Source organism: Pseudoduganella guangdongensis (assembly GCF_009857475.1).
Classification (GTDB): domain Bacteria; phylum Pseudomonadota; class Gammaproteobacteria; order Burkholderiales; family Burkholderiaceae_D; genus Rugamonas; species Rugamonas guangdongensis.
The window spans coordinates 337,959-361,228 of record NZ_WWCJ01000003.1; the positions used below are offsets into that span (position 1 = coordinate 337,959).

The window sequence follows — 23,270 nt, forward strand, 5'->3', positions numbered from 1 at the left end:
TAGTGCGGTGTCTGACCCAGCGGGTCAGACACCGGTTTGCCGGTTTTGCCCCTCACGCGCCAGAAGCCACTCCTTGCGCGCCAATCCCCCGCCATACCCCGTCAGCGATCCGTCCTTCCCGATGATCCGGTGGCAAGGAATGATGATCGCAATCCGGTTCGCCCCATTCGCCCCAGCCACCGCCCGCACCGAATTCGGCATGCCGATGCGCGAGGCCAGATCGGCATAGTGCGTCACCTCCCCAAACTCCATCGCCCTTAGGGCATCCCACACGCCGCGCTGGAAGGCGCTGCCTGGCGCGTCAAGCGCCACGCTGAACAAGCGGCGCTGGCCCGCGAAGTACTCGCCAATTTCCGCGACCGCCTGGCGCGTATGCGCGTTCTCGCCCGCCAGGATGCGCGCCCGGAAGGAGCGCTGCAGGTCGCGCAACTCCGTCTCCAGCATGCGCCGGTCCGTGAACTCCAGCAGGCACACCCCGTTCTCGCTGGCGCAGACGAACATCGGCCCGAGGGGAGTCGGGAAACGGTGCAGCACCAGTTGCCGCGCCGGCTGGCTCGGCGCGGCCCCGGTCATCTTTTTGTAGGTATAGGCGAAGCCGCTCAGGGACTCGTAGCCGCTATCGAGCGCCACGTCGGTCGCGTTGCGGCCCTCCTTCAACTCCGCCATCGCCAGGTTAATGCGCAGCATGCGCTGGTAGGCCTGGAAGCTGAAACCGTGATGCTTCTGGAACCAACGCCGCACCAGCTCCGGGCTGATCCCCAGTTCGCGCAGCTCGCCGTCCTGGATGCGGCGCTTTGGCTGCTCGCGCACCAGGGCCACCGCGCGCGCCACCTGCGGCGGCACGTCCGGCGCGTTCTCAGTCGGGCGGCACACTTTGCAGGGACGGAAACCCAGGGCCAGCGGCTCCTTGATGTCGGTGAAGAAGTCGACGTTTTCCGCTTTCGGCTTGCGCGCCCGGCAGGTGGGCAGGCAGAAGATGCCGGTGGTGCGCACCGCCGCGTAGAAGGCTCCCACATGTGCGGCCGAGCGCACAACCAGGGCCTGATAGCAGCGTTGGATATCGGCCGGATCAGTGAATTTCATCGGAGAACAATGGCGCAAAAGAGTGTTGGCTGCGGATGGCGCAGAGCACTTCCTGCAAGCGCGCCGTCGCGGCGCCATGCACGAAGTTGCCCATGCTGATACGGCGCACGCCCAACTGCGCCAGCATGGCGAAATCCGGCAAGCCTGGCATGCATAGCACGTTCAGTGCACATGGGATTGTACCCGCCACCTCGCGGATATCGCCGGGCGCGGTCATGCACGGCGCGAAGAGCCCATCGGCCCCGGCGGCGGCATATTGGCGGCCGCGCGCGATCGTCTCCGGCAGGGCATCGGCGCGGGCCAGCAGATAGGCGTCGGTGCGCGCGTTGAGGAACAGGCCTGGGAAAGCGCCGCGCAGGGCTGCCAGGCGCCCGGCCAGTTCACCGGCCGGCAGCAGTTCGCGCCGCCCGGCGACGCTGCGGCTGTCCTCGATATTGATGCCGGCCACACCCAGCTCCACCAGGCGCGCGACATTGGCCACGACTTGCGCCGTGTCCGCGCCGTAGCCGGCCTCGATATCGACACTCAGCGGCAGGGCGCTGCTGGCGCGGATGCGGCGCACGATCAACAGCATTTCCTCGAACGGCATTTGTTCGCCGTCGTCATAGCCCAGCATGGCCGCGATGGCCGCGCTGGAAGTGCCGATGGCGTGGTAGCCCGCCTCACGGGCCGCGATGGCGCTGGGCACGTCCCAGGCATTCGCCAGCAGGAGCGGGGTAGGGGAGAAGAATGGAGACATGTGGTATTCCGGTTGCGAGTGGGGATGGCAGGAGCTTAGCGGTGCTCCCGCCCGCGCCACAACCGAAAAACAGACGACTATTTTTTCACCTGCGCGGGCAGTGTGCCATTGGCGCGCAGCTGCCCGATTTCGTAGTCGCCATCGTCCATCAGGCGCGCGCCGCCTGGCATCCAGCCCCGGCCGAGCGTACGGCCCAGCGACAGCAGCATGCTTTGCCCGGCCGCCTTGCGCACCGGCTCCAGCGTGTACACCGGGTCGGCATAGGCCTCGGCCGGTGTGATGATTTTCCAGCCCATGTCCTTCGCCTGCGCCAGCACATCATCCAGCCACATGGCGTTGATCAGGTTATGGTGCAGCAGCATCACTTGCGCGATATCGCGGCCTTGCAGGGTGTGCGAAAGCTCGCGGTAGGCCAGCATGCGCTGCTTGATGTGGGCCAGGTAGGCGCTGCGAATGGCGCTGACGTCCGCCTTGGGGTTCTGCGTCAGCACCTCTTCCAGCGCCTCGTTCAGGCGCCAGTCGCTGGTGTCGATGGAAACGTGCGCATTGCGATAGCCTTTTTCACGCAGGAAGCTGCGCATCCCCTCGATTTTTTCCGGCGTATTGCCCTCGCGCAGATAGGTGAAGCGCAGCCACTTCTGGTAGCCGGGCAAGGTGCTGATCAAGCGATCGCACGCCAGTACTTCTTTCTGATATTCCGCCAGGCTGACCTTCTCCAGGTCAGGGTGGGTCACGGTATGATTGCCGATGGCATGACCGGCCTTGCTCCACGCCTGCAGCAGCGGCAAGCCCGGCGCGGTATCGGCGCCAAAGCCGGAGGTCACAAACAAGGCAGCTTGCACACGGTGCTTCGCCAATGCGGCCAGCATAGCCTGGTTGCGCTCCAGTGCGGACAGGCGCGGCGTGGCGGCGAGGTTCGGCCCGTCATCGATGGTGATCGCCAACGTTTGCGCCTGCGCCAGCGATACCGCCAGCGCGGCGGCCAGTGCTGCTATCAACTTCATTCAATCTCCTAAATGTACATCCATGCGCGGCTGCGCCGGAGGCGTTGTATATTAACTAAAAACTCACGCTCAGGAGATGATAAATGGACGCATCCACGCTGCTGCTGTTCGTGCTCGCCTGCTTTGCGCTCAATATGGCGCCGGGGCCGAACAACCTGCTTTCCGTCAGCAATGCCACGCGCTACGGCTTTCGCCGTTCCTGTCTGGCCGGCGCCGGACGGCTCCTCGCGTTCGCGGGCATGATTGCGCTGGCTTCCGCCGGACTGGCAGCGGTGCTGCACACTTCGGAACTGCTGTTCTACGGGATCAAGACCGCCGGCGCGATTTACCTGTTCTACCTGGCGTGGCAGCTGTGGCGCGCGCAACCGGCTGAGGGCGCGCAAGGCGGCGCAGCGCCGACGGCAAGCTGGCTGCAGCTGGCGCGACAGGAGTTCCTGGTGGCTGCCGGCAACCCGAAAGCGATTCTCATCTTCACCGCCTTTTTGCCGCAATTCGTCGACCCCGCTGGCGCGGTGGGCGCGCAGTTCTTTGTGCTGGGCGCACTGTTCTTGCTGTTGGAAGTGCTGGCGTTGGCAGCGTATGCCTGGATGGGCGCGCGCATGCAGCGCTGGTTCGCGCAGCCGCGTGGCAAACGAGTGTTCAATCGGACTTGCGCCGGCCTGCTGGCCGGCGCGGGGATGGGTTTGCTACTGTCGCGCAGGACTTAGATGCGGTTCAACTGACCGTTGCTGCGCTTGACCTTGTCGCCATTGCGCAGGTTCGGGTCTTGCTTCAGTACGACGTTGCCGGTTTTGCCGGTTTCATACTTGACGGTCACGTGCCATTCCTTGACCTTGTTCATCTTGCCTTCGATATGCTTGCCGGCATAGGCGCCGCCGGCAGCGCCGGCCACGGTGGCGATGGTCTTGCCGCTGCCGCTGCCGACCTGGTTGCCCAGCAGGGCGCCGGCCACGCCGCCAGCGATCATGCCGGTCGCGCCGCCTTCGCCATCTTTCTCAACGACTTTGACTGCGGTCACGGTGCCGCATTCAGCGCATACTTTTTTCGGTTGCGCGTGAGCGCCGGTAACCGTTACAGCCAGGATGGCTGGCAAGAGGAATTTAGTTAATTTCATTGTGTGCTCCAAAAACGGTTGTGGTGACTGGAAGTATAGGTCAACAGTTTCCGAATGGAATGCATAATTGTGACAAGACGTTGCGGTAGATCAGCCGTAGGCGCCGCCAGTGTAGAGCAGGTCGAACAGGCGGGCGAGGGCGCCGATCAGGCTGAAGGCGCCGACCATCAGGGTGGCGACCAGGAGCACGGCCAGCGGCCATTTGGAATTGCTTGGCTTGCCGCTGCCGGGGTTGAAGGTGGCGTCCCATTTTTCATCGGGCATCAGGCCGAGGACGAGGGCTTCGAGGAAGCCGATCAGGATCGACAGGATCAGCGGCAGCAGCAGGAAGTAGGGATCGGCTTTCGGCCAGACCGAGAATACGGCAGCCACTCCCAGTAGGCTGGCGGCGTGCAGCCAGCCCCATTTGTCGCCCAGGCCGCGCAGGTAGAAGCGGTGCAGGCCCAGGCCGCCGGTGACGGCGGCGAGCAGGGTGGCGAAGGTTTTGTTTTTGTGTAAAACAGACATGATTGCCGCCGGGAAGTCCGAAAAACCGGCAGTATCGCACAACAAAGCTGTTGCCGCCGAGCCTGGAACGGGGGATAATCACGGACTGTCCAAATCCCCACCAATTTGATTAATCTTGCCGGTCGGAGTGAAAGCGCGCTATAATTTGCGGCTTTATCCGACTCAGCACTCTTTTTTGGAAATATTATGGTCGTTATTCGTTTAGCTCGTGGTGGCGCCAAGAAGCGTCCTTTCTACAACATCGTTGCAACCGATTCCCGCAATCGTCGTGACGGCCGTTTCGTAGAACGTATCGGCTTCTTCAACCCAATGGCTACCGGCCAAGCAGAAACCTTCCGTGTTGCTGCTGACCGTCTGGCTTACTGGCAAGGCGTTGGCGCACAGCTGTCCCCAGCTGTTGCCAAGCTGGTTGCAACCCAGAAAGCTGCTTAATTTCAGCTTTGAGCAGCAAGACCGCATCTGGGGCGCAAGCCCCGGCTGACCTGGTTCAGGTCGGCTTTGTTTTCGGTGCTTATGGCATCACTGGCGGGGTCCGTGTCCGGCCCTTCAACTCCGAAGCAGATGCGCTGCTGCATGCCACCACATGGTGGCTTGATAAGCCAAGCCTGCGTGACGTAGAAGTCAAGCGGGCTAAGCTGCATGGTGGCGACGTTGTCACGACCATCGTCGGTATGACGGACCGCAATGAGGCGGAAGCACTGAAAGGTGCCGCAGTCTTTGTTTCGCGTGCCGATTTCCCGCAGCTGCAAGAGGATGAATACTACTGGGGCGACTTGCTCGGCCTGGCGGTAGAGAACCAGCAGGGCGAGAGCCTTGGCACGGTGGGCGACATGATGAGCAATGGACCTCAGTCCATCCTGCGCGTCGAGTACGAAGCCGATGGTAAGGCGCAGGAGCGCCTGATCCCGTTTGTAAGCCAGTTTGTTATCAAGGTGGACAAGGACGCGAAGAAAATCATCGTGGACTGGGGCCTGGATTACTAATCCGGAACCGCACAATGCAATTCGACGTTATTTCCCTGTTTCCCGAGATGTTCGCTGCTTTGACGCAGTCCGGCGTGACCCGCCGTGCGTTCGAGCAGAAGCGCTGGGGCCTGTCGTTGTGGAATCCGCGCGATTTCACCACCGATAACCACCGCACCGTGGATGACCGCCCGTATGGCGGCGGTCCTGGAATGGTGATGCTGGCCAAGCCGCTGGAGGAAACGATCCAGGCTGCGAAACAGCGCCAGGTCGTGTCCGGCCTGCCGGCGCCGCGCGTGGTCTACATGTCGCCGCAAGGCAAGCAGCTGACCCACGAACGCGTGATGCAGTTGAAGCAGGAACCCGGCCTGGTCATCTTGTGCGGCCGGTATGAAGCAGTGGACCAGCGTTTGCTGGACCGTTGCGTGGATGAAGAAATCAGCCTCGGCGATTTCGTGCTGTCCGGCGGCGAGCTGCCTGCCATGGCCCTGATGGATGCCGTGGTGCGCCAACTGCCAGGCGTGCTGAATACCGATGCTTCGGCAGTCGAGGACTCGTTCGTCAACGGCTTGCTGGATTCGCCGCACTATACGCGGCCTGAGAATTACGAAGGCGTGAGCGTGCCCCCGGTCCTGATGGGCGGCAACCATGCTGAAATCGAGAAGTGGCGCCGTGAGCGCATGCTGGAAGCGACGGCGCGCAAGCGGCCCGACCTGCTGGTCAAGGCACGCGAGGCGGGCATGCTCTCGAAGAAGGACGAAAAGTTTCTGGCGGGTTTGTAAACCCGCTGTTGTACCGTGGCAGGCATGTTGCCTGCCGTGTTTAACCCCATCCTCTACCGGGCATCCTTGATGGCGCCGGCAAGATGGTTATAGGAGCATGAAATGAACCTGATCCAGCAACTGGAACAAGAAGAAATCGCTCGCCTGGGCAAGAACATCCCTGAGTTCGCCCCTGGTGACACCGTGGTCGTTAACGTGAACGTAGTCGAAGGCACCCGCAAGCGCGCCCAGGCATACGAAGGCGTTGTGATCGCTCGCCGTAACCGTGGCCTGAACTCGAACTTCATCGTTCGTAAGATCTCGTCCGGCGAAGGCGTTGAGCGTACCTTCCAGCTGTACTCCCCGCTGATCGCTTCGATCGAAGTGAAACGCCGCGGTGACGTACGTCGCGCCAAGCTGTACTACCTGCGCGAGCGTTCGGGCAAGTCCGCACGTATCAAGGAAAAACTGCCGAACCGCAAAGCGGCTCCAGCAGCGTAATCGATACTTCGGTATTGGATTCGGAAAAGGGCGCCTTCGGGCGTCCTTTTTTTATTTGAACACCTGGCGCAGTGATTGCGCTTCCAGGATGGATTCACTCCATGCAGCCAACTGCTCAATACTTGCCTTTGCCAGCTTGTTCTTGACCGTTTTCGGCAAGGGGCCGAAGCGATGAGTGAGTTGCCGTTCCAATACAATGGCAGCTCCTTCTTGCCGGCCCTCTTCCCGGCCTTCTTCCCGGCCCTGTGCCAGGCCAATTGCTCGGCCTTCTTCCCGGCCAAGTTTAAATCCTCGCTGTCCGGCTTTTTCCTCAGCTTTCTTTGCCTTCTCCGCCGCCTTGTTCATGCGAATTTGATCGTAGGGGTCAATCCATTCCATTTGGCTTGTCCTTTCCAGCTGACGAACGGCTCGCCGGTAGCGCAACTGCAGTGGCTCCGGCAAGGTCATCATCCAGTTAATCACTTTGAACAGAATTATTATGCGCTTCTTGCTCCAGGCATGCTGCAAGAGTAGTTTGGTCAGTTGCCATTTGGCGGCAAAGCGTTCGGCCGGGTTGTGCTGGGTTTGCTGGGTGCGTAGATGGGCTTGCGTGACCAGCGCAAAAGGATTGTGGGATCTGCCTAATTCCTTTTCCCGGCCCACAAAGTCCAGCAGTTTGGCGGTGGCAAAGCGGATGCCCATTTCGGTCCCCAGGATGTGCGTGTGAAAAGAGTCCGGGCGCCAGCCGGGGCTCTCGTCGGCCAGCACCACCAGGCTGGCGACGGGCCGCTGAAACTGCTCGAAGATGCGGTAGTTGTATGCCAGCACGCGACGTGCAAGCGCTTCGTCGTGCTGGGCCTGGACTTCGACATGCACGAGAACCCATTGTTCATGGCCGCCGCGCAGGGTGATGGCAACCAGCTCGTCGGCCAGTCGTCCCTCTGGCCGGTCGCCCAAGCCTACCTGCGAGAACTCTTTGTCGAGAGCGCAACAACTGTGCGGGTAGGGCCAGTTGGTACAATGCCGCGTATGGCCAAAACCCTTTTCGACCCGACCCAACTCCCGATTGACGCGATTGCCGGCGAGGCCGCCGTGCTGCTGGAACGCCTGGCGCCGGATTGGCTGCGCCAGCGCTTTGCGGCGCCGCCGGACTGGGCGCCCGAGCCGTCTGAGCCGCCGCTGGGCCTGCATCGCGGCGCGCCGACGCCGGCTTCGGTGCTGGTGCCGCTGGTGTTGCGGGAGGAGGGCGTCTCCTTGCTGCTGACCATGCGCACCGCGCACCTGAACGACCACGCCGGCCAGATTGCCTTCCCCGGCGGCCGGGCGGAGGAGAGCGATGCCGACGCCGTCGACACCGCATTGCGCGAGACGGAGGAGGAGATCGGCCTGGCGCGGCGCCATATCGATGTGATCGGCACCTTGCCGGTGTACTACACCGGCACCGGTTATGCGGTGACGCCGGTGGTGGGCCTGGTGGCGCCGCCGTTCGAGCTGAGGGCGGACCCGGACGAGGTGGCGGAAATCTTCGAGGTGCCGTTTCCCTTCCTGATGGATGGCGCCAACCACCAGCTGCTGGCAGTCGACCTGCCGAATGGGCGGCGGCATTTCTACGCCATGCCCTATCAAAACTATTTTATCTGGGGCGCAACAGCTGGCATGCTGCGCAACCTGTTTCATTTCTTGCGCGCATAAGCTATCGTAGCGGGCATTGCGGTATTGCTATTCAAAAGGATTTAGATGACTTTCCTCTCCATTCTCGTGGCCTTATTGTTTGAACAACTGAAGCCCTTGCGTGCCGACAATCCCGTCTGGGCGGAGTTCAAGCGCCTGGCCGTGCGCATGGAGCAGTGGTTCAACGCCGGGCACGCGAGCCATGGCCGCCTGGGCTGGTTCCTGCTGATCGGCGCGCTGACCCTGCCGGCCGGCCTGGTGTACTGGCTGCTGCTGCGCTACAACCTGGTGCTGGCCGCGTTCGCGTGGAATGTGCTGATCATTTACCTGACCTTGGGCTTCCGCCATTACAGCCATTACTTCACCTCGATCCAGCTGGCCCTGAACGCCGGCGACGAAAGCCAGGCGCGCGCGCTGCTGGCCGAGTGGTGCAAGATCGACACGGTGGGCATGGAAGTGAGCGAGATTTCCCGCATCGCCGTGGAGAAGGCGCTGGTCACCACCCACCGCAATGTGTTTGGTGTGTTCTTCTGGTTCCTGATGCCGCTGGGCCCTTGCGGCGCCATCCTGTACCGCGTGTCGGAATACCTGGCGCGCGCCTGGAATGAGCCGGAGCATATGCGGCAGGAAGCGTTCGGCGAGTTCGCCGCCAAGGCCTTTTACTGGATCGACTGGATCCCGGCGCGCCTGACCGCCATTGCTTTCGCCGTGGTCGGCAACTTTGAGGATGCGATCTACGCCTGGCGCAACTTCGCCCACCGCTGGAAGGACGAGGCCATCGGCATCATCCTCGCGGCCGGCGGCGGCGCCATGGGCGTGCGCCTGGGTACCCCGAATGAAAACGCGGCCAAGCTCATCCCGTCGGATGCGGCCACGGTCGATATCAGCGATATGGAAGTGGACCAGCTGCCGGGCGACGAGCCGGGCGTGCGCGCCCTGCAAAGCACGGTCGGCCTGGTGTGGCGAGCGTTGTTGCTGTGGATGATGTTGCTGCTTCTGCTGTCCGGGGCTGTGTGGCTGGGCTAAAATGGCCTGATGCCGGAACCCCGCTCAGGTCTTCTATAAGATATAATACCGGGGTTCCTCACAGCAACTTGGTTTCAGGTATATGGCCAGCGAGTTCTTCATTCTTGGGCTTACCACCGACGGCAAGCAATTCCGCCCCAGCGATTGGGCGGAACGACTGGCTGGCGTGCTGGCGTGCTTCCGCCCGGAAGGCTCCGGCGGCCGCCACGCCCACCTCCAGTTCTCGCCGTATGTCACCCCGACCATGGTTAATGGCGTCAAAGCCGTTGTGGTCAACGAAGGCCTGCGCGACCTGCAACCGATGGCTTATAACTTCGTCAAGGAATTCGCCAAGGATAACAAACTGCAGGTGGTCGAAGCCTGCCTGCTACCTGACGAACCAGCCTGAATGTCGTAGCATAGGTGTTTTGCCAAGATGAGCAGGACACCATGCAAATCCGCTATGTCGCAGCGCTGCTGCTGACCGCATCCACCGCCTGCGCGCAGACGCTGCCCGCCGGCGTAGTCAAAGGCCCCGCCGTCGAGGGCATCACCGAATACCGCCTGTCCAATGGACTGAAAGTCCTGCTGTTCCCCGATGCCTCCAAGCCGACGGTCACCGTCAACGTGACGTACCTGGTCGGCTCGCGCCATGAGAATTATGGCGAGACCGGCATGGCCCACCTGCTGGAGCACTTGCTGTTCAAGGGCACGCCGCGCCATCGCAATATCCCGCAGCAGTTCGCCGATCGCGGCATGGACTATAACGGCACGACTTCGCTCGACCGCACCAATTATTACGAAGTGTTCCAGGCCTCGCCCGACAACCTGAAGTGGGCGCTCGACATGGAGGCCGAGCGCATGACGCGCTCCTTCATCGCGAAGAAGGACCTGGATTCGGAAATGACCGTGGTGCGCAATGAGTACGAGAGCGGCGAGAACGATCCGTTCGGCGTGCTGTACAAGCGTATGGAGAGCGTGGCCTACGACTGGCACAGCTACGGGCGCTCCACCATCGGCAACCGCAGCGATATCGAGAACGTCAGGATCGAGAACCTGCAGTCCTTCTACCGCACCTACTACCAGCCCGATAATGCGGTGCTGCTGGTGGCGGGCAAATTCGACCCTTCGCAGACGCTGGCCTGGATCAGCAAGACCTTCGGCGTCATCCCGAAACCGAAGCGCGCGCTGCCCAAATTCTGGACCGTGGAGCCGACCCAGGACGGCGAGCGCCAGTACGTGGTGCGGCGCAAGGGCGACGTGCAGATTGTGCTGGTGGGGTACAAGGTTCCATCCGGCCTGCACGCCGACGCCGATCCGCTGGCGTTCATGAACCACGTGCTGGGCGACACGCCGAACGGCCGCCTGCACAAGCAGCTGGTGGAGAGCGGCAAGGCGGCGCAGGTGTTCGCCTTCAGCCAGCCCGGCTTTGCGCCCAGCCTGCAAGTGTTCGGCGCCGTGGTGAAGATGGGGCAGCCGGTGGAGCCGGTGCGCGATGAGCTGATCGCCGCGGTGGAGGGCTTTGCGCAGGCGGCGCCGAGCGCAGAGGAGATGGAGCGCACGCGGCGCGAATACGCCAATTCGATCGAGAAGGCACTGAATAACCCGCAGCAGGTGGGGGTGGCGCTCAGCGAGCATATTGCGCTGGGCGATTGGCGTTTGCTGTTCCAGGGACGCGACGGCCTGGCCGCGATCACGCCGGCGCAAGTGGCGGCGGCGGCGGGGCGCTACCTGAAGCGCGATAACCGCGTGGTGGGCACTTTCATTCCGGACGATGCGCCGCAGCGCGCGGAGATCGGCGCGGCGCCGCCGGCGGCCGAGCTGCTCAAGGATTACAAGGGCAAGGCCAGCGTGCTGAGTTCGGAAGTGTTCGACCCGAGCCAGGACAACATCATGGCGCGCACCGAGCTGAGGGAGCTGGGCGGCCTGAAACTGGCCTTGCTGCCCAAGCGCAACCGGGGCGAGACGGTGGTGGTGGACCTGCGCTTGCGCTGGGGCGATGAGAAGAACCAGTTCGGCCAGCAGATAGTGGCGGCGGCGACCGACCAGATGCTGACGCGCGGCACCAGCCGCTATACGCGCGCGCAATTGGCCGATGCCATGTCGAAGCTGAAGATGTCGGGCGGCTTGTACCACTTTGAAACCACGCGCGAGCACCTGGCGGCGGCCTTGCGGCTGCAGGCGCACGTGCTGAAGGAGCCCGCCTTCCCGGAGGCGGAATTCGAGCAGATGCGCCAGCAGTGGATCGTCGGCCTGGAGGCTGGCCGCAACGATCCGCAAGCGGTGGCGGGACGCGCGCTGTCCGAGTATTTCGACCACTGGCCGAAAGGCGACCCGCGCAGCGTGCTGACGCTGGACGAACAGCTGGCGGCCATCAAGGCGCTCAAGCTGGAGGACCTGAAGGCCTACCACAGCGCCTTCTACGGCGCGTCGCAAGGCGAGCTGTCGGTGGTGGGCGATTTCGACAAGGCCGAATTGCTTAAGGTGGCGGGCGAGGAGCTGGCCGGCTGGCAGAGCAAGGCGTCGTATGCGCCGATCCTGGACAAGCATGTGGAGAAGGCGCCGACCCGCATCATGCTGGACGCGCCGGACAAGGAGAACGGGGTGTTTTCTGCGCACCTGAACCTGGCGTTGCGCACCGATGATCCGGACTATCCGGCGCTGGAGCTGGCCAACTACATCTTCGGCAATGGCGGCCTGAAGTCGCGCCTGATGGACCGCATCCGCCAGAAGGACGGCCTGTCTTACGGCGGCGGCTCCGGCCTTGAAGCGGGCGAGCTGGATAACGCGGGCGGCTTCAGCATCGACGCCATCGCGGCGCCGCAGAATATGGCCAAGCTGGAAGCGGCCATCCGCCAGGAACTGGAGCGCGCGGTGAAACAGGGCTTCACCCCGGCCGAGGTGGCGGGCGCCAAGTCGGGCCTGATGCAGCAGCGTTTGCAGAACCGCTCGCGCGATGATGTGGTGGCCGGCGCCTGGTCGCACTTGCGCTATTTGGGGCGCACCTTCGTATGGAGCAAGGAGTACGAAGCAAAACTGAGGGCGCTGACAGCGCCGCAGGTGAGCGCCGCCTTCCGCAAGCACATCGACCCCGCCAAGCTGACGGTGGTGATCGCCGCCGACGCGGCGAAAGCGAAACGCTAAGGCGTGCTGAGTTCGGCGACGAAGTCGTACATGTCGCCGCGGAAGATGGAGCGGCAGAACTCCACGGCGCGGCCGTCGCGCAGGAAACCGAGGCGCTCCACCGCCAGGCCGGCGTCGCCTTCCCTGGCTTGCAGCAAGCGCGCCTGCTCGCCCGTCAGCAGCAGGGCGGACAGGCGCTGCAGGGCGCGCACCGGGCGGTGGCCGGCCGCCTCCAGCGCCTCGTACATCGACAGGTCCACCGACTCCAGCGAGGGCAGGGCGCTGGCCACGATGGTGGCGTACTCGACGCACATCGGCACGTCGTCCGCAAAGCGGATGCGGTGGTAGCGGTACACCGGCGCGCCCGGGCTTAAACGCAGGCGCAGCGCTTCCTCCGGCGTCACCGTGCCTTCCGCCTTTTTCAGCCACACGCTGCGCGGCGTGCGCCCGCGCGAGCGCATGTCTTCCGAGAACGACGTCAGCTTGGCGAAGTTCTTTTCAATGCGGGTGTTGATGAAGTTGCCCGAGCCCGGGCGGCGCACCAGCAAGCCTTCCTCCACCAGGCCGTCGATGGCCTTGCGCACGGTGATGCGGGAGATATTCAGGTCGGCCGCCAGCACGCGTTCGGCGGGCAGCGCCTCGTCGGGACCGTAGAGCTGGGAGTTGATGGCTTCGCGCAGGGCGCGTTGCAGCAGCTGATAGAGCGGTTGGCTACTGGTCTGCACCAGGTCTTGCATGATCTGTGCGAGCGTTGTCATTCCGTCTCCCGTGATAGTGCGCTTGATAATACCAAAAAAGACCGTCCGCCCAGCGGTACGCATTGCGTCAAATCAACACCTCCTATGAGATAGCGCTAACAACGGGCTTTCCTGGCCAAAGTGGTATGTCTTTTCAGTACAACATGCGAAAAAAATATGAAAATTGGTAGTGTTCTGGTATTTGATCGCGGTATATTGGCGTCCAATTGGTTTTAGACGTGTTTCATCACAGGTACTATCAGACCGGGCTTTGAGACGAGCCCATACTTAGGGGGAGTAAATGAACCGCAATATGACACCGATCGCGACCGCAGTCGCCATCCTGATCGCCACCACGGGCATGGCGCAAGCGCAGCAAGCTGCCCAGAACACTGAGCAGAATGTCGTGGTCGTGACCGGCGTGCGCGCCGCACTCGCGCAATCGATCAACCAGAAGCGCAATTCCGATTCGCTGGTTGAAGTGATCACGGCAGAAGACGTGGGCAAGATGCCGGACAAGAGCGTCGCCGACTCGCTGCAGCGCGTGCCTGGCGTATCCGTGGCGACCGCCGGCGGTTCCGAAGGCGGCTTCGGCGAGAACGACCGCGTCAGCCTGAAAGGCACGCCATCCAACCTGGCGCTGACCACCCTGAACGGCCATACCGTCTCGAGCGGCGACTGGTACATCACCAACATCACCAATGGCGGCCGTTCGGTCAGCTACTCGATGTTCCCGTCCGAGCTGATCGGCCGCGTGACCGTGAACAAATCCTCGCAGGCCAACCTGATCGAAGGCGGCGCCTCCGGTAACGTTGATATCGAAACCCGCAAGCCACTGAGCTTCAAGGAGCGCCTGACTGTGATGGGCGCGCTGACCGGCGTGTACAGCGAAGGCTCGAAGAAGACCGATGCGCAGTTCAGCGTGCTGGGTAACTGGAAAAACGAAGAGAACAACCTGGGCGTGCTGGTCCAGGTGTTCGACGAGAAGCGCACCCTGCGCCGTATCGGCCAGGAATTCCTGTGGTGGGACAAGCTGAGCGCGGGCTACGCGCCGCAGTGGGTGGCCGCCAATCCGGAAGTGAAGGACAAGTGGATCTCGCTGCTGACCGGTACCGCCATGTTCAACCAGGAACGTGAGCGCAAGGGCGGCATGATCGACGTGCAGGTCAAGGTGAACAAAGAGTTCGACTTCGACATCAACGCCTTCTACACCCGCCTGGATGCGGACAACGTGAACGCCAACTTCATGCTGGCACCATACCAGCCGCTGACCAATAACTGGTCCGGCGTGGGCGGCGTGATCCCTTCCAAGTGGACCGTGACCGGCGATACCATCACCTCGATCACCTTCCCAAGCACCTGCCCGGTGGCGGACTGCTCGAAGATGGGCACCTCGGTGCAGGACATCATCGCCCGTCCAGGCTCCTACAGCGACTCCAAGTTCGTCAACTTCGACTTCAACTACCGTCCGAACCAGGACCTGAAATTCAAGGGCCAGGTCGGCACCACCCGCGGCACCGGCTACGCCCGCGACTATGCCTATGAGGCATGGCAGGCATACTCCGGCGCCACCCTGACCACCTATGGCCTGAACGCTCCGGCCACCGTGACCGTGGACAACGCCGGCACCTTCTCGCCGCGCACCGGCGCCGACTTCTTCGGCGGCTGGGCGTCCGACGTGACCGCGAAGGACAAGGAAACCTACGGCCAGATCGACGGCCAGTACAAGACCCAATGGAACAATGTGCCAACCCTGCACTTCGGCGTGCGTTCGGCTTCCCACGAGCGCTCGCTGACCTGGCTGGGCGGCACCATCGCTCCGGCGGCGTCGCAACTGGCGAACCGTCCGACCGGCCTGACCAGCTTCCCGGACAGCCCGCTGCCTAACCTGCTGAACAAGGCATGGACTTTCGATGCGGCATCGATGAAGGCCTGGGGCGACAAGTACATCACCTTCCCGAACCACGCGTACCAGAGCGAATTCCTGATCAAGGAAAAAGCGCACGCGGCCTACGTGATGGGTGACCTGGACTTCGGTGGCATCGGCGGCAACGTCGGCGTGCGCTTCGTGAAGACCGAGATCGATGTCGACAACGGTTCGCCGAACACCGTGTGGAACCCGACCCACACCTCGCGCAGCTACACCGACATCCTGCCAAGCATTAACCTGCATACCGACCTGGCGCCGGACCTGAAACTGCGCGGCGCTGCCAGCCGCACCCTGGCCCGTCCTGACTTCGGTTCGCTGGGCGCGCTGAGCCTGAACGACCTGACCTTCTCGGGCTCCGGCGGCAACCCGGCCCTGCGTCCGATCATGTCGAACAATGTGGATGTGGGCCTGGAGTGGTACTTCAAGCCGAAGTCGCTGATCGGCATGAACATCTACAACATGAACATGGGTTCGTACGTGACCTTCGGTTCCTCCAAGGCGGACTTCTACAACCAGTCGATCGGCAGGATCGCCACCTACAACATGAGCTCCGCAGTGAATACCAAGGCTCGTGTGCGCGGCGTGGAACTGCAGTACGTGCAGGACTTCGGCAACGGCTTCGGCGTGAACGCGAACTACACCTACGCCGACGGCAAGGAAACCGGCAAGGCGCCGAAATCGGCGTGCGCGGACCTGGGCGACTGCAGCATGATCGGCACCTCGAAGAACTCGTACAACGCTGGCGTGTACTACGAGACCAGCAAGTTCAGCGCGCGTGTCAACTACAGCTGGCGCTCGGCCTTCCTGAATGGCCTGGACCGCAACAGCGCGATCTACCAGGACGACGTTGGCACCCTGTCCGCAGCCTTCAACTACAACGTGACCGAGAACATCACGCTGTCGCTGGAAGGCAAGGACCTGAACGATCCGACCCTGAAGTCGTACGCCTCCAGCAAGAATCAGCCGCGCGCGTTCTATAAGAACGGCAAGCAGATCTTCTTCGGCGTGCGCGGTAAGATGTAAGACTCCCAAAGGTGTAACACTTACGGCAGGGTTCCCACGGGGCCCTGCCTTTTTTGTATCTGGAGCGTGAATGCGCAATATCTTCCTGGCGGTGTTGGCCGCCGTTTCCGGCACGGCGGCGGCGGCGCCCGCAGTGGTGCACAGTCCCTATAAATACCTGTCGCCGTGGGACCCGGCGCATGGCGCCCAGGTCTGGGCCTTTGCCAGCGGCGAGTGCGGCGAGGAGCGCTGGGGCGAGCTCGATGGCGCGCAAGTGGCGGCAGACAATGTGGCGCGCTTTGCGCAGGCCGGCGTGGGCTATATCGTGTCCACGGGCGGGCAGGGCAACGCCTTCACCTGCGCCAGCGACAAGGGCATGGACGCTTTTGTCTCGCGCTACAAGTCGCCGCAGCTGGTCGGCTTTGATTTCGATATCGAGCATGGCCAGACGGCCGCGCAGATCGATTCGCTGGTGCTGCGCATCGCCAATGTGCAGAAGTCGCATCCACAGTGGCGCTACAGCTTCACCATTGCCACCCATGCCGCATCGGACGGTAGCCGGCGCAGCCTGAACGCGACCGGCGAGCAGGTGCTGGCGGCCTTGCGCAAGCATGGCGTGAAAGACTATGTGCTGAACCTGATGGTGATGGACTACGGGCCCGCCAGCCGCAAGGTGTGCGTGGTGCGGCGCGGGCGCTGCGATATGGGCGCGTCGGCGCTGCAGGCGGCGCAGAACGTACACCGCAAGTACGGCGTGCCGTTCGCGCAGATTGCGCTGACGCCGATGATCGGCGTGAACGATGTGGTGGAAAACGTGTACACGCTGGACGATGCACGCGCCACGGTGGCGGCGGTGCGCAAGATGGGCATGGCGGGCGTGCATTTCTGGTCGCTGGACCGGGATAAGCCGTGCAGCAAGCCGACCCAAGGCGCGGACCCGGCCTGCAGCACCATGCCTGACGTGCCGGCCGGCGCCTACCAGCGCGTGCTGGTGCCCGTGCCGCAGCAAGCGTTGCCGCCAGCGCGCGAGGCGGGGCGATGAGCACTGCCGCTGCGCCGGCGGCGCGCTACCTGTCGCTCGATGTGCTGCGCGGCCTGACGGTGGCGTTGATGATCATCGTGAACACGCCGGGCAGCTGGAGCCATGTCTACGCGCCGCTATTGCATGCGCCCTGGCATGGCTTTACGCCGACGGACTGGGTGTTCCCGAGCTTCCTGTTCGTGGTGGGCAATGCGCTGGCGTTCACGCTGCCGCGCTACGCGGGCATGGGCGAGCGCGCCGTGCTGGCGAAGATCGGCAAGCGCAGCGCCATCATCATGGCGCTGGGGCTGGCGCTATGCCTGCTGCCCAAGCTGGGCGGCTCCTTGAGCGAGGTGCGCCTGCCAGGGGTATTGCAGCGCATCGGTCTGTGCTTCGGGATCGCGGCGCTGGTGCTGCACTATCTGGGCGCGCGCGGCGCGCTGGCGTTCAGTGCCGCAGCGCTGTTGGGCCATTGGCTGGTGCTGGCGCGATTCGGCGACTACAGCCTGCAAGGCAACGCCGCCCGTGCCGTCGACCTGTGGCTGTTCGGCGCAGACCACCTGTACCAGGGCGAGGGCATACCGTTCGACCCGGAAGGCCTGCTCGGCACCTTGCCGGCCACGGTGAATGTGATCGCGGGCTATTTCGCCGGCTGCTACCTGCGCGCACGCGGCGCGACCGGGCGCTCGCTCGCCACGCTGGCGGCGGCCGGACTGGCGCTGTCGGTGCTGGCGCTGTGCTGGGCGCCGCTGCTGCCGGTGAATAAGAAGCTATGGACCGGCAGCTATGTGCTGCTGTCGACCGGCAGCGCGCTGCTGGTGCTGGCCGCACTGGCATGGGTGATCGAGGTGCGCGGGGCGCGCGGCTGGACCTACTTCTTCGAAGTGTTCGGCAAGAACACGCTGTTCATCTACCTGCTGTCGCAAGTGGCCGTGGTGGCGCTGGACAAGGGCGGCTGGTACGCGCCGCTGGCGGCGACGCTGGCGCCGGTGGGCAGCCCGCAGGCGGCGTCGCTGGCTTTTGCGCTGCTGTTCACGCTGGCCTGCTGGCTGGCCGGCTACCTGCTCGACCGCAAGCGCATCTACATCAAGGTCTAGAACTTCAGGCGCAGCCCGGCGCGGTTGGCCAGCGTCACCAGGGCCAGCATCAGCGCTGTCATGGCGGCGGCGTTGGCCAGGCCGGCCGGGCCGCCGCTGTCCAGGAAAGGCCACCAGAAGCGCGGAATGTGCAGCACGGCAGCCGCCTGCTCGAACAGGTCCGGCAGGATGTAGGCCAGCAGGGCGTTGCTGCCGGCCGGCAGCAGCCAGGCGGCAGCGCGCGGGACCGGCTGCGTGTCGCGCCGGCGCGCATCGATCAGCCAGTAGAACAGGATGAAGAGCGCCAGCATGATGGCGGCGCACACCAGCGTGTAGGATGCCGTTGCGTGGATCTTGTTGATGCCGTGGTAGGGGCGCAGCAGCAGCCCGGCGGCCAGGAAGGCCAGCGCCATCCACGCCATCTGCCGCATGCGCAGGCGGTGCGGCAGCTCGGCGCGGAACAGGTTGCCGACCAGGACGCCCGCCATCACATTGGCGGCGGTGGAGCCGAGTACCTGCGGGATGCTGACGAATTCGCGCAAGCCGGCGGGCAGCCAGTCCAGCGCACCGGCGGTGCCGCCCAGGTAGAGCGCGAGCATGGCGGCGAATACGCCGGCCAGCGGCGCGCTGCCGCCGCCGGCCAGCACAAAGGCCAGGCTGCAGGCCAGGTAGGCCCAGCCGATCATGCCGAGGATGCCCCACCAGCCGTGCTGCAGACCGCCGGGAAAAACCAGCACCAGAGCCGCCATCAGGGCGCCGCCCAGCCATTTCGGCCAGGCACGGCCGCCGCCAGCCGCAGCGCCGTCATGCCGCCACACCAGGATCATGGCGGCGTAAAACAGCAGGTAGTACCAGGAGCGCGGCAGCGCTGCCGCCGCCGCATCGTAGCGCTCCGCATTGAGCAGCACGACGCCGGCCAGCATCAGGCTGGCCGAGCGCCATAGCAGTTTGCCGAACAGGCGCGCGCTCAGGCCGTCGGCAGCGGCGCGGCGCAGGGCAAGCGGGATCGCCACGCCCACGATGAAGAGGAAACCGGGGAACACCAGGTCCGGCACGGTAATGCCGTCGGCCTGCGGGCCGGTGTGCTGCAGCCACGCCGGCGAGCCGCGCATGCCGGCAATGTAATTCACCCAGATCATCGCAAGGATGATGAAACCCCGGAACGCATCCAGGCTTGCCAGTCGCTGCATCGGCTCCCTCTAGTCGTAAAAAAAGCGGGAAGGCCCCTGGGCCATTCCCGCTTGTGCGTCGGTCAGGACGGCAGGATTAACCCTGCTTGTCGTCTTCGCCCACAGTCGCTGGGTATGGACGGTTGACCCACAGGATCCAGTAGCGTGCCAGGTCGGCGCGGCCGTCCGCGCCCTGCACGGTTTCCAGGATCTTGATCGCTTCTTCCTTCTTGCCGGCCATGGCGTAGGAGTAGCCCAGGCGCAGCTTGGCGTCTTCGGCGTTTTTCAGGCCGCCCTTGGCGATGCCTTCCTGGATCAGGGCGATGCCCTTGTCATACTGGCCCATGGTGACGAAGGCGTAGCCCAGGTTGACCAGGCCGATGCCGTTCTTGGCCTTGCGCGCTGCGGCTTCGGAAGCGGCAATGCTCTTGGTGTCGTCGGCAGCCTGCTTGTCCAGCTGGGCCTTGAGCTTCTTGATCTTGTCGTTCATCTTGACGGTGCCGTTGGCGATGCCGGCGTCCAGCACGGCCTTGCCTTCGATGAACTGGCCTTCCAGCTGGTCGACTTCCGCCAGCTCGACGTAGTCCTGCTCTTCCATCTTGGTGGTGGCCACTTTCTGCAGGCGCACGATGTCGGCCGAGAAGCGGGTCGAGTAGTTTTCCTTGCCGCGGGTGCGGTACAGCATGTCCGACCAGTAGCTGTCGCGCGGGTGCCAGCGCACCAGGCCTTCCAGCGCGGTCAGGTAGGCCGCTTTGTCCTTCAGGCGGTGCGACGCGTCCGCCAGCATGTGCAGCTCATCGCGGCTCATCGGCTGGTTGGTTTTGATCGCGTTGTCCAGTTGCTTCAGCAGGTCGGACTGCACGCCCTTGTGGTCGCCGGACTCGAAGCGGATGCGCATGATCTGGCGCGGCACTTTCGGGTCGCCGCTCAGCTCATGGTACTTGCTCAGCTTTTCGATGACTTTCGGGTAGTTCTTGTCTTCCTGGTAGTAGCCCGCCAGCGCCTGGGTGAAACGCGCGTTCTCCGCCTTCTCCATGCGGCCGGACGCGGTGGCGTATTCCAGCATTTCGATCAGTTTCGGGCGGTCGTTGGTGCCGAATGCAACCGCCAGGCGGGTGCGGTTGATGACGTACTGCTCGTACGGGGTCTTATTCTGCATGGCGTCGGCCTGGTCCAGCAGGGCCGTCACCTCGGCGTACTTTTTCCCTTCCAACAGCGGGGTCAGGACTTTACCGTCCAGGAATTTGTACATTTCCTTGCGCACGGTTTCCTGCTGCGCGCCGGCGATTTCCTTTTTGTCTTGCGCGTGGGCGGTTTGCACCAGCGCCGGGCCAGCGGACAGGCCAATGGCTGCCAGCAGCAAGCCGATACGTGCGAAACGGTATTGGGTCATGGTAGGTGATCCTTGTTTGGGTTGAGGCAAACTTCTATTTTCCCATAATTTCGGCACGGGACAGGTTTTCTGAAGTAGCCAATTGTAACGATTTCTCACGCCCTGGCGAAAGCGCTGCCGTCCGCGCCGAACAGCATGCAGCGCTCGGGCGGCAGGAACAGGCTGGCCTGGGTACCGGGCGCGGGCGGTGCCGCATCCGGTGCCACTTTGGCGGCCAGTGCTTCCGCCATGCCGGGCAGGCGGGCGTACACGATCGACTGGTCGCCCAGGTATTCCACGTGGCTGACCGCGACCTCGGCGGCATTGTAAGCCTCCCGCCGCAACTGCAGGTGTTCCGGACGCACGCCCAGCGCCAGCCGCGCGCCGCGCTGCACGTCGCCCGGCAGCGCCGCCACTTCCACGATCGCGCCGCCCGGCAGCAGCACGGCCACATGGGCGGCGCCCAGCGCCACCACTTCGGCCGGGATGAAATTCATGCGCGGCGAGCCGAGGAAGCCGGCCACGAACAGGTTGGCCGGCGCGTTGTACAGGGCGTGCGGCGTGCCCGCCTGCTCGATGCGGCCGCCGTTGAAGACGACGATGCGCTGGCCCAGGGTCATCGCTTCCACCTGGTCGTGGGTGACGTAGATGGTGGTGGTGCCGAGCTCCTGCTGCAGGCGGCCGATCTCCAGGCGCATTTGCACGCGCAGCCCGGCATCCAGGTTGGACAGCGGTTCGTCGAACAGGAACAGCTGCGGCTTGCGCACGATGGCGCGGCCGATGGCGACGCGCTGGCGCTGGCCGCCGGACAGTTCCTTCGGCTTGCGTTCGAGCAGGTGGCCGATCTGCAGCGTGGCGGCGGCGCGTTCGACGGCCGCGCGCAGCTCGGCGGCCGGCATGCCGGACAGCTTGAGGCCGAAGGCCATGTTTTCAAACACCGTCATGTGCGGGTACAGGGCGTAAGACTGGAACACCATGGCCAGGCCGCGCTGGGCGGGCGGCACCTGGTTGGCCAGCTTGCCGCCGATATGCAGCTCGCCTTCACTGATGTCTTCCAGCCCGGCGATCATGCGCAGCAGGGTGGACTTGCCGCAGCCGGAAGGGCCGACAAAGACGGTGAACTCGCCATCCGCGATATCGAGGTCGATGCCGCGGATGACGGGCTGGTTGTCGCCGTAACGCTTGGCGATGCCGCGCAGGGAGACTGCCGCCATCTCAGGCCGCTTCCGGCACGGCGTCGGCCTTGCTCTTTTCGCGCGACTCCATCGGGATGAACTGCGACAGGATGGCGACCGGAATGGCGGCCAGCAAGACCCAGACGAAGAAGGTCTTGTAGCCGAGCGCCATCTGGATGTCGCCGCTGACCCAGCGGAACAGCACGAAGCCGAGCTGCATCACGCCGGTGGAAAACGCGTAGTGCGCGGTGGTGTACTTGCCCGGCGCGACCACCTGCATCATGTACAGGATGACGCCGACGAAGCCGAAGCCGTAGCCGAACATCTCGATGCTAAGGGCAATGCCGATGCTGGTCAGGTCGGTCGGCAGGGCGTGCGACAGGTAGTAGAACACCGCATTCGGCAGGTTCATGGCCAGGATCAGGAACAGGATCGCGCGGCGCAGGGTCAGCCAGGAGGTGAAGTAGCCGCCCAGGATGGAGCCGATGATGAAGGCGATGGTGCCGGTGGTGCCGTACACCGCGCCCACTTCGGCGGTGCTCAGTCCCAGGCCGCCCAGCTCGCGCGCTTCGCGCAGGAACAGCGGGCCGATGGTCTGCACCTGCGCCTCGCCGGCGCGGAACAGGATGATGAACAGGATCGAGACCCAGATGCCGGGCTTGCGGAAGTAGTCGATGATCACTTCCTTCAGGGTGCGCGCGACGCCGCCGAAGGTGTGGTCTTCCAGCTTGGTGTTGGGACTGAGCGGCAGGGCCCAGGCGTTGTAGCCGCCCAGTGCGCACATGGTCAGGCCGAGGATGCCGAACACGATGGTCCAGGCAGCCGTGATGCCCTGGGTCGTTTCCAGGTAGCCGGCCAGCATCAGCAAGCCGCCTTGCGCCAGGAAACGGCCGGCGTTGAAGAAGGTGCCGATCCAGCCGGCGTACTGCGCCTGCTGCTTCTCGGTCAGGCTGGAGATGTACAGGCCGTCGCAGGAGATGTCATGCGTGGCGGAGGAGACGGACGCCAGGAACAGCACCACCACGCAGGCGGTGAGCCAGAACGGGAATTGCAGCGCCAGGCCGACCAGGCCGAGGCAAATGCCGACCAGCAGCTGCAGGGCAACCACCACGATCTTCTTGTTGGGCGCCAGTTCCAGGAAGGGACTCCAGAGCGGCTTGAAGATCCATGCGCCGCCCAGCAGCGCGGCCCAATGGCTGATTTCGGCGTTGCTCATTCCCATGCTCTTCATCATCTGGCCGAAGACCAGGGCAATGGCGAAGTAGGGCAGGCCCTGCGCCAGGTACAGCGTGGGAATCCACTTCAGCGGGGTGCGGCGTACGGCGTCCATCGTCTCTCC

The 23,270-nt window shown here is 63.8% G+C and carries 23 protein-coding genes; 12 read left to right on the top strand and 11 right to left on the bottom strand.

Features of this window, described 5'->3' with window-relative positions:
• Window positions 1–24 precede the first annotated feature (24 nt).
• From GTP41_RS05895 to GTP41_RS05905, 3 genes are all read right to left on the bottom strand, one after another.
• A complete protein-coding gene (locus tag GTP41_RS05895) occupies window positions 25–1,083 on the bottom strand; it encodes a bifunctional transcriptional activator/DNA repair enzyme AdaA (protein ID WP_161024633.1) in 1,059 nt (352 codons plus the stop codon).
• The gene (locus GTP41_RS05900; RefSeq protein ID WP_161024634.1) at window positions 1,070–1,822 is read right to left on the bottom strand and encodes an isocitrate lyase/PEP mutase family protein; all 753 of its coding nucleotides are present in this window, start codon (window positions 1,820–1,822) and stop codon (window positions 1,070–1,072) included. The genes GTP41_RS05895 and GTP41_RS05900 overlap by 14 nt, the downstream gene beginning before the upstream one ends.
• A 77-nt stretch (window positions 1,823–1,899) precedes the next feature.
• On the bottom strand, window positions 1,900–2,826 hold the full coding sequence (locus GTP41_RS05905; RefSeq protein WP_161024635.1) for a polysaccharide deacetylase family protein: 927 nt from the start codon (window positions 2,824–2,826) through the stop codon (window positions 1,900–1,902).
• An 83-nt stretch (window positions 2,827–2,909) separates the two neighbouring features.
• Between GTP41_RS05905 and GTP41_RS05910 the strand changes: the two genes are divergently transcribed.
• On the top strand, window positions 2,910–3,533 hold the full coding sequence (locus tag GTP41_RS05910; protein WP_161024636.1) for a LysE family translocator: 624 nt from the start codon (window positions 2,910–2,912) through the stop codon (window positions 3,531–3,533).
• Here the strand turns inward: GTP41_RS05910 and GTP41_RS05915 are convergent.
• Together GTP41_RS05915 and GTP41_RS05920 are read right to left on the bottom strand one after the other, a co-directional pair.
• Complete coding sequence (locus tag GTP41_RS05915; RefSeq protein WP_161024637.1) at window positions 3,530–3,940, bottom strand: outer membrane lipoprotein; 411 nt, start codon at window positions 3,938–3,940, stop codon at window positions 3,530–3,532. The two genes, GTP41_RS05910 and GTP41_RS05915, sit on opposite strands and share 4 nt — an antisense overlap.
• Before the next feature lie 90 nt (window positions 3,941–4,030).
• Complete coding sequence (locus GTP41_RS05920; RefSeq protein WP_161024638.1) at window positions 4,031–4,447, bottom strand: NINE protein; 417 nt, start codon at window positions 4,445–4,447, stop codon at window positions 4,031–4,033.
• 186 nt (window positions 4,448–4,633) lie between these two features.
• Here GTP41_RS05920 and rpsP point away from each other — a divergent pair, with 186 nt between their 5' ends.
• The 4 genes from rpsP to rplS all read left to right on the top strand — a co-directional run bounded on the left by rpsP (window position 4,634) and on the right by rplS (window position 6,671).
• Window positions 4,634–4,879, top strand: coding sequence for a 30S ribosomal protein S16 (gene rpsP, locus GTP41_RS05925; protein WP_055936763.1), 246 nt, complete (start codon window positions 4,634–4,636; stop codon window positions 4,877–4,879).
• Between the two features lie 8 nt (window positions 4,880–4,887).
• Window positions 4,888–5,430: a ribosome maturation factor RimM gene (gene rimM, locus GTP41_RS05930; RefSeq protein ID WP_161024639.1), complete on the top strand. Its 543-nt coding sequence runs from the start codon at window positions 4,888–4,890 to the stop codon at window positions 5,428–5,430.
• Window positions 5,431–5,444: 14 nt separating this feature from the next.
• Window positions 5,445–6,191 (top strand): tRNA (guanosine(37)-N1)-methyltransferase TrmD, encoded by a 747-nt coding sequence (gene trmD / locus GTP41_RS05935; protein ID WP_161024640.1) that lies wholly within the window; start codon window positions 5,445–5,447, stop codon window positions 6,189–6,191.
• Window positions 6,192–6,293: 102 nt separating this feature from the next.
• Entirely contained in the window at window positions 6,294–6,671 is a 378-nt protein-coding gene (gene rplS, locus GTP41_RS05940) for a 50S ribosomal protein L19 (protein WP_161024641.1), read from the top strand.
• Between the two features lie 51 nt (window positions 6,672–6,722).
• Here rplS and GTP41_RS05945 read toward each other — a convergent pair whose 3' ends face one another.
• Window positions 6,723–7,607: a DUF4351 domain-containing protein gene (locus tag GTP41_RS05945; RefSeq protein ID WP_161024642.1), complete on the bottom strand. Its 885-nt coding sequence runs from the start codon at window positions 7,605–7,607 to the stop codon at window positions 6,723–6,725.
• A 72-nt stretch (window positions 7,608–7,679) separates the two neighbouring features.
• Between GTP41_RS05945 and GTP41_RS05950 the strand changes: the two genes are divergently transcribed.
• The 4 genes from GTP41_RS05950 to GTP41_RS05965 all read left to right on the top strand — a co-directional run bounded on the left by GTP41_RS05950 (window position 7,680) and on the right by GTP41_RS05965 (window position 12,470).
• The gene (locus tag GTP41_RS05950; protein WP_161024643.1) at window positions 7,680–8,342 is read left to right on the top strand and encodes a CoA pyrophosphatase; all 663 of its coding nucleotides are present in this window, start codon (window positions 7,680–7,682) and stop codon (window positions 8,340–8,342) included.
• A 45-nt stretch (window positions 8,343–8,387) separates the two neighbouring features.
• Window positions 8,388–9,347, top strand: a complete 960-nt coding sequence (locus GTP41_RS05955) for a CobD/CbiB family protein (protein ID WP_161024644.1) — start codon at window positions 8,388–8,390, stop codon at window positions 9,345–9,347.
• Window positions 9,348–9,429: 82 nt separating this feature from the next.
• The gene (locus GTP41_RS05960; protein WP_161024645.1) at window positions 9,430–9,735 is read left to right on the top strand and encodes a DUF3579 domain-containing protein; all 306 of its coding nucleotides are present in this window, start codon (window positions 9,430–9,432) and stop codon (window positions 9,733–9,735) included.
• A gap of 41 nt (window positions 9,736–9,776) precedes the next feature.
• Entirely contained in the window at window positions 9,777–12,470 is a 2,694-nt protein-coding gene (locus GTP41_RS05965; RefSeq protein ID WP_161024646.1) for a M16 family metallopeptidase, read from the top strand.
• On the opposite strand, the gene GTP41_RS05970 is transcribed toward GTP41_RS05965, so the two are convergent.
• Entirely contained in the window at window positions 12,467–13,207 is a 741-nt protein-coding gene (locus GTP41_RS05970; RefSeq protein ID WP_161024647.1) for a GntR family transcriptional regulator, read from the bottom strand. The genes GTP41_RS05965 and GTP41_RS05970 overlap by 4 nt on opposite strands.
• Before the next feature lie 280 nt (window positions 13,208–13,487).
• On the opposite strand from GTP41_RS05970, the gene GTP41_RS05975 reads away from it, so the two are divergent.
• From GTP41_RS05975 to GTP41_RS05985, 3 genes are all read left to right on the top strand, one after another.
• Complete coding sequence (locus GTP41_RS05975) at window positions 13,488–16,139, top strand: TonB-dependent receptor (protein WP_161024648.1); 2,652 nt, start codon at window positions 13,488–13,490, stop codon at window positions 16,137–16,139.
• A 70-nt stretch (window positions 16,140–16,209) separates the two neighbouring features.
• On the top strand, window positions 16,210–17,160 hold the full coding sequence (locus GTP41_RS05980; RefSeq protein WP_161024649.1) for a glycoside hydrolase family 18 protein: 951 nt from the start codon (window positions 16,210–16,212) through the stop codon (window positions 17,158–17,160).
• On the top strand, window positions 17,157–18,236 hold the full coding sequence (locus GTP41_RS05985; protein WP_161024650.1) for an acyltransferase family protein: 1,080 nt from the start codon (window positions 17,157–17,159) through the stop codon (window positions 18,234–18,236). The genes GTP41_RS05980 and GTP41_RS05985 overlap by 4 nt, the downstream gene beginning before the upstream one ends.
• Here the strand turns inward: GTP41_RS05985 and GTP41_RS05990 are convergent.
• The 4 genes from GTP41_RS05990 to GTP41_RS06005 all read right to left on the bottom strand — a co-directional run bounded on the left by GTP41_RS05990 (window position 18,233) and on the right by GTP41_RS06005 (window position 23,261).
• Window positions 18,233–19,405, bottom strand: coding sequence for a DUF5009 domain-containing protein (locus GTP41_RS05990; protein WP_161024651.1), 1,173 nt, complete (start codon window positions 19,403–19,405; stop codon window positions 18,233–18,235). The genes GTP41_RS05985 and GTP41_RS05990 overlap by 4 nt on opposite strands.
• Before the next feature lie 76 nt (window positions 19,406–19,481).
• A complete protein-coding gene (locus tag GTP41_RS05995) occupies window positions 19,482–20,777 on the bottom strand; it encodes a tetratricopeptide repeat protein (protein WP_161024652.1) in 1,296 nt (431 codons plus the stop codon).
• A gap of 95 nt (window positions 20,778–20,872) precedes the next feature.
• On the bottom strand, window positions 20,873–21,970 hold the full coding sequence (locus GTP41_RS06000) for an ABC transporter ATP-binding protein (protein WP_161024653.1): 1,098 nt from the start codon (window positions 21,968–21,970) through the stop codon (window positions 20,873–20,875).
• Window position 21,971: 1 nt separating this feature from the next.
• On the bottom strand, window positions 21,972–23,261 hold the full coding sequence (locus GTP41_RS06005) for an MFS transporter (protein WP_161024654.1): 1,290 nt from the start codon (window positions 23,259–23,261) through the stop codon (window positions 21,972–21,974).
• Between the last annotated feature and the right edge of the window lie 9 nt (window positions 23,262–23,270).

What these genes read in the sequence shown, in the direction of transcription:
- GTP41_RS05985 (WP_161024650.1), top strand. Translation starts at nt 17,157, where the DNA reads ATGAGCACTGCCGCTGCGCCGGCGGCGCGCTACCTGTCGCTCGATGTG.
- GTP41_RS06005 (WP_161024654.1), bottom strand. Translation starts at nt 23,261, where the DNA reads ATGGACGCCGTACGCCGCACCCCGCTGAAGTGGATTCCCACGCTGTAC.
- GTP41_RS05995 (WP_161024652.1), bottom strand. Translation starts at nt 20,777, where the DNA reads ATGACCCAATACCGTTTCGCACGTATCGGCTTGCTGCTGGCAGCCATT.
- GTP41_RS05970 (WP_161024647.1), bottom strand. Translation starts at nt 13,207, where the DNA reads ATGACAACGCTCGCACAGATCATGCAAGACCTGGTGCAGACCAGTAGC.
- GTP41_RS05915 (WP_161024637.1), bottom strand. Translation starts at nt 3,940, where the DNA reads ATGAAATTAACTAAATTCCTCTTGCCAGCCATCCTGGCTGTAACGGTT.
- GTP41_RS05960 (WP_161024645.1), top strand. Translation starts at nt 9,430, where the DNA reads ATGGCCAGCGAGTTCTTCATTCTTGGGCTTACCACCGACGGCAAGCAA.
- GTP41_RS05895 (WP_161024633.1), bottom strand. Translation starts at nt 1,083, where the DNA reads ATGAAATTCACTGATCCGGCCGATATCCAACGCTGCTATCAGGCCCTG.
- rplS (WP_161024641.1), top strand. Translation starts at nt 6,294, where the DNA reads ATGAACCTGATCCAGCAACTGGAACAAGAAGAAATCGCTCGCCTGGGC.
- GTP41_RS05975 (WP_161024648.1), top strand. Translation starts at nt 13,488, where the DNA reads ATGAACCGCAATATGACACCGATCGCGACCGCAGTCGCCATCCTGATC.
- rpsP (WP_055936763.1), top strand. Translation starts at nt 4,634, where the DNA reads ATGGTCGTTATTCGTTTAGCTCGTGGTGGCGCCAAGAAGCGTCCTTTC.
- GTP41_RS05990 (WP_161024651.1), bottom strand. Translation starts at nt 19,405, where the DNA reads ATGCAGCGACTGGCAAGCCTGGATGCGTTCCGGGGTTTCATCATCCTT.
- GTP41_RS05910 (WP_161024636.1), top strand. Translation starts at nt 2,910, where the DNA reads ATGGACGCATCCACGCTGCTGCTGTTCGTGCTCGCCTGCTTTGCGCTC.
- GTP41_RS05950 (WP_161024643.1), top strand. Translation starts at nt 7,680, where the DNA reads ATGGCCAAAACCCTTTTCGACCCGACCCAACTCCCGATTGACGCGATT.
- GTP41_RS05980 (WP_161024649.1), top strand. Translation starts at nt 16,210, where the DNA reads ATGCGCAATATCTTCCTGGCGGTGTTGGCCGCCGTTTCCGGCACGGCG.
- trmD (WP_161024640.1), top strand. Translation starts at nt 5,445, where the DNA reads ATGCAATTCGACGTTATTTCCCTGTTTCCCGAGATGTTCGCTGCTTTG.
- GTP41_RS05900 (WP_161024634.1), bottom strand. Translation starts at nt 1,822, where the DNA reads ATGTCTCCATTCTTCTCCCCTACCCCGCTCCTGCTGGCGAATGCCTGG.
- GTP41_RS05920 (WP_161024638.1), bottom strand. Translation starts at nt 4,447, where the DNA reads ATGTCTGTTTTACACAAAAACAAAACCTTCGCCACCCTGCTCGCCGCC.
- GTP41_RS05965 (WP_161024646.1), top strand. Translation starts at nt 9,777, where the DNA reads ATGCAAATCCGCTATGTCGCAGCGCTGCTGCTGACCGCATCCACCGCC.
- GTP41_RS05905 (WP_161024635.1), bottom strand. Translation starts at nt 2,826, where the DNA reads ATGAAGTTGATAGCAGCACTGGCCGCCGCGCTGGCGGTATCGCTGGCG.
- GTP41_RS06000 (WP_161024653.1), bottom strand. Translation starts at nt 21,970, where the DNA reads ATGGCGGCAGTCTCCCTGCGCGGCATCGCCAAGCGTTACGGCGACAAC.
- GTP41_RS05955 (WP_161024644.1), top strand. Translation starts at nt 8,388, where the DNA reads ATGACTTTCCTCTCCATTCTCGTGGCCTTATTGTTTGAACAACTGAAG.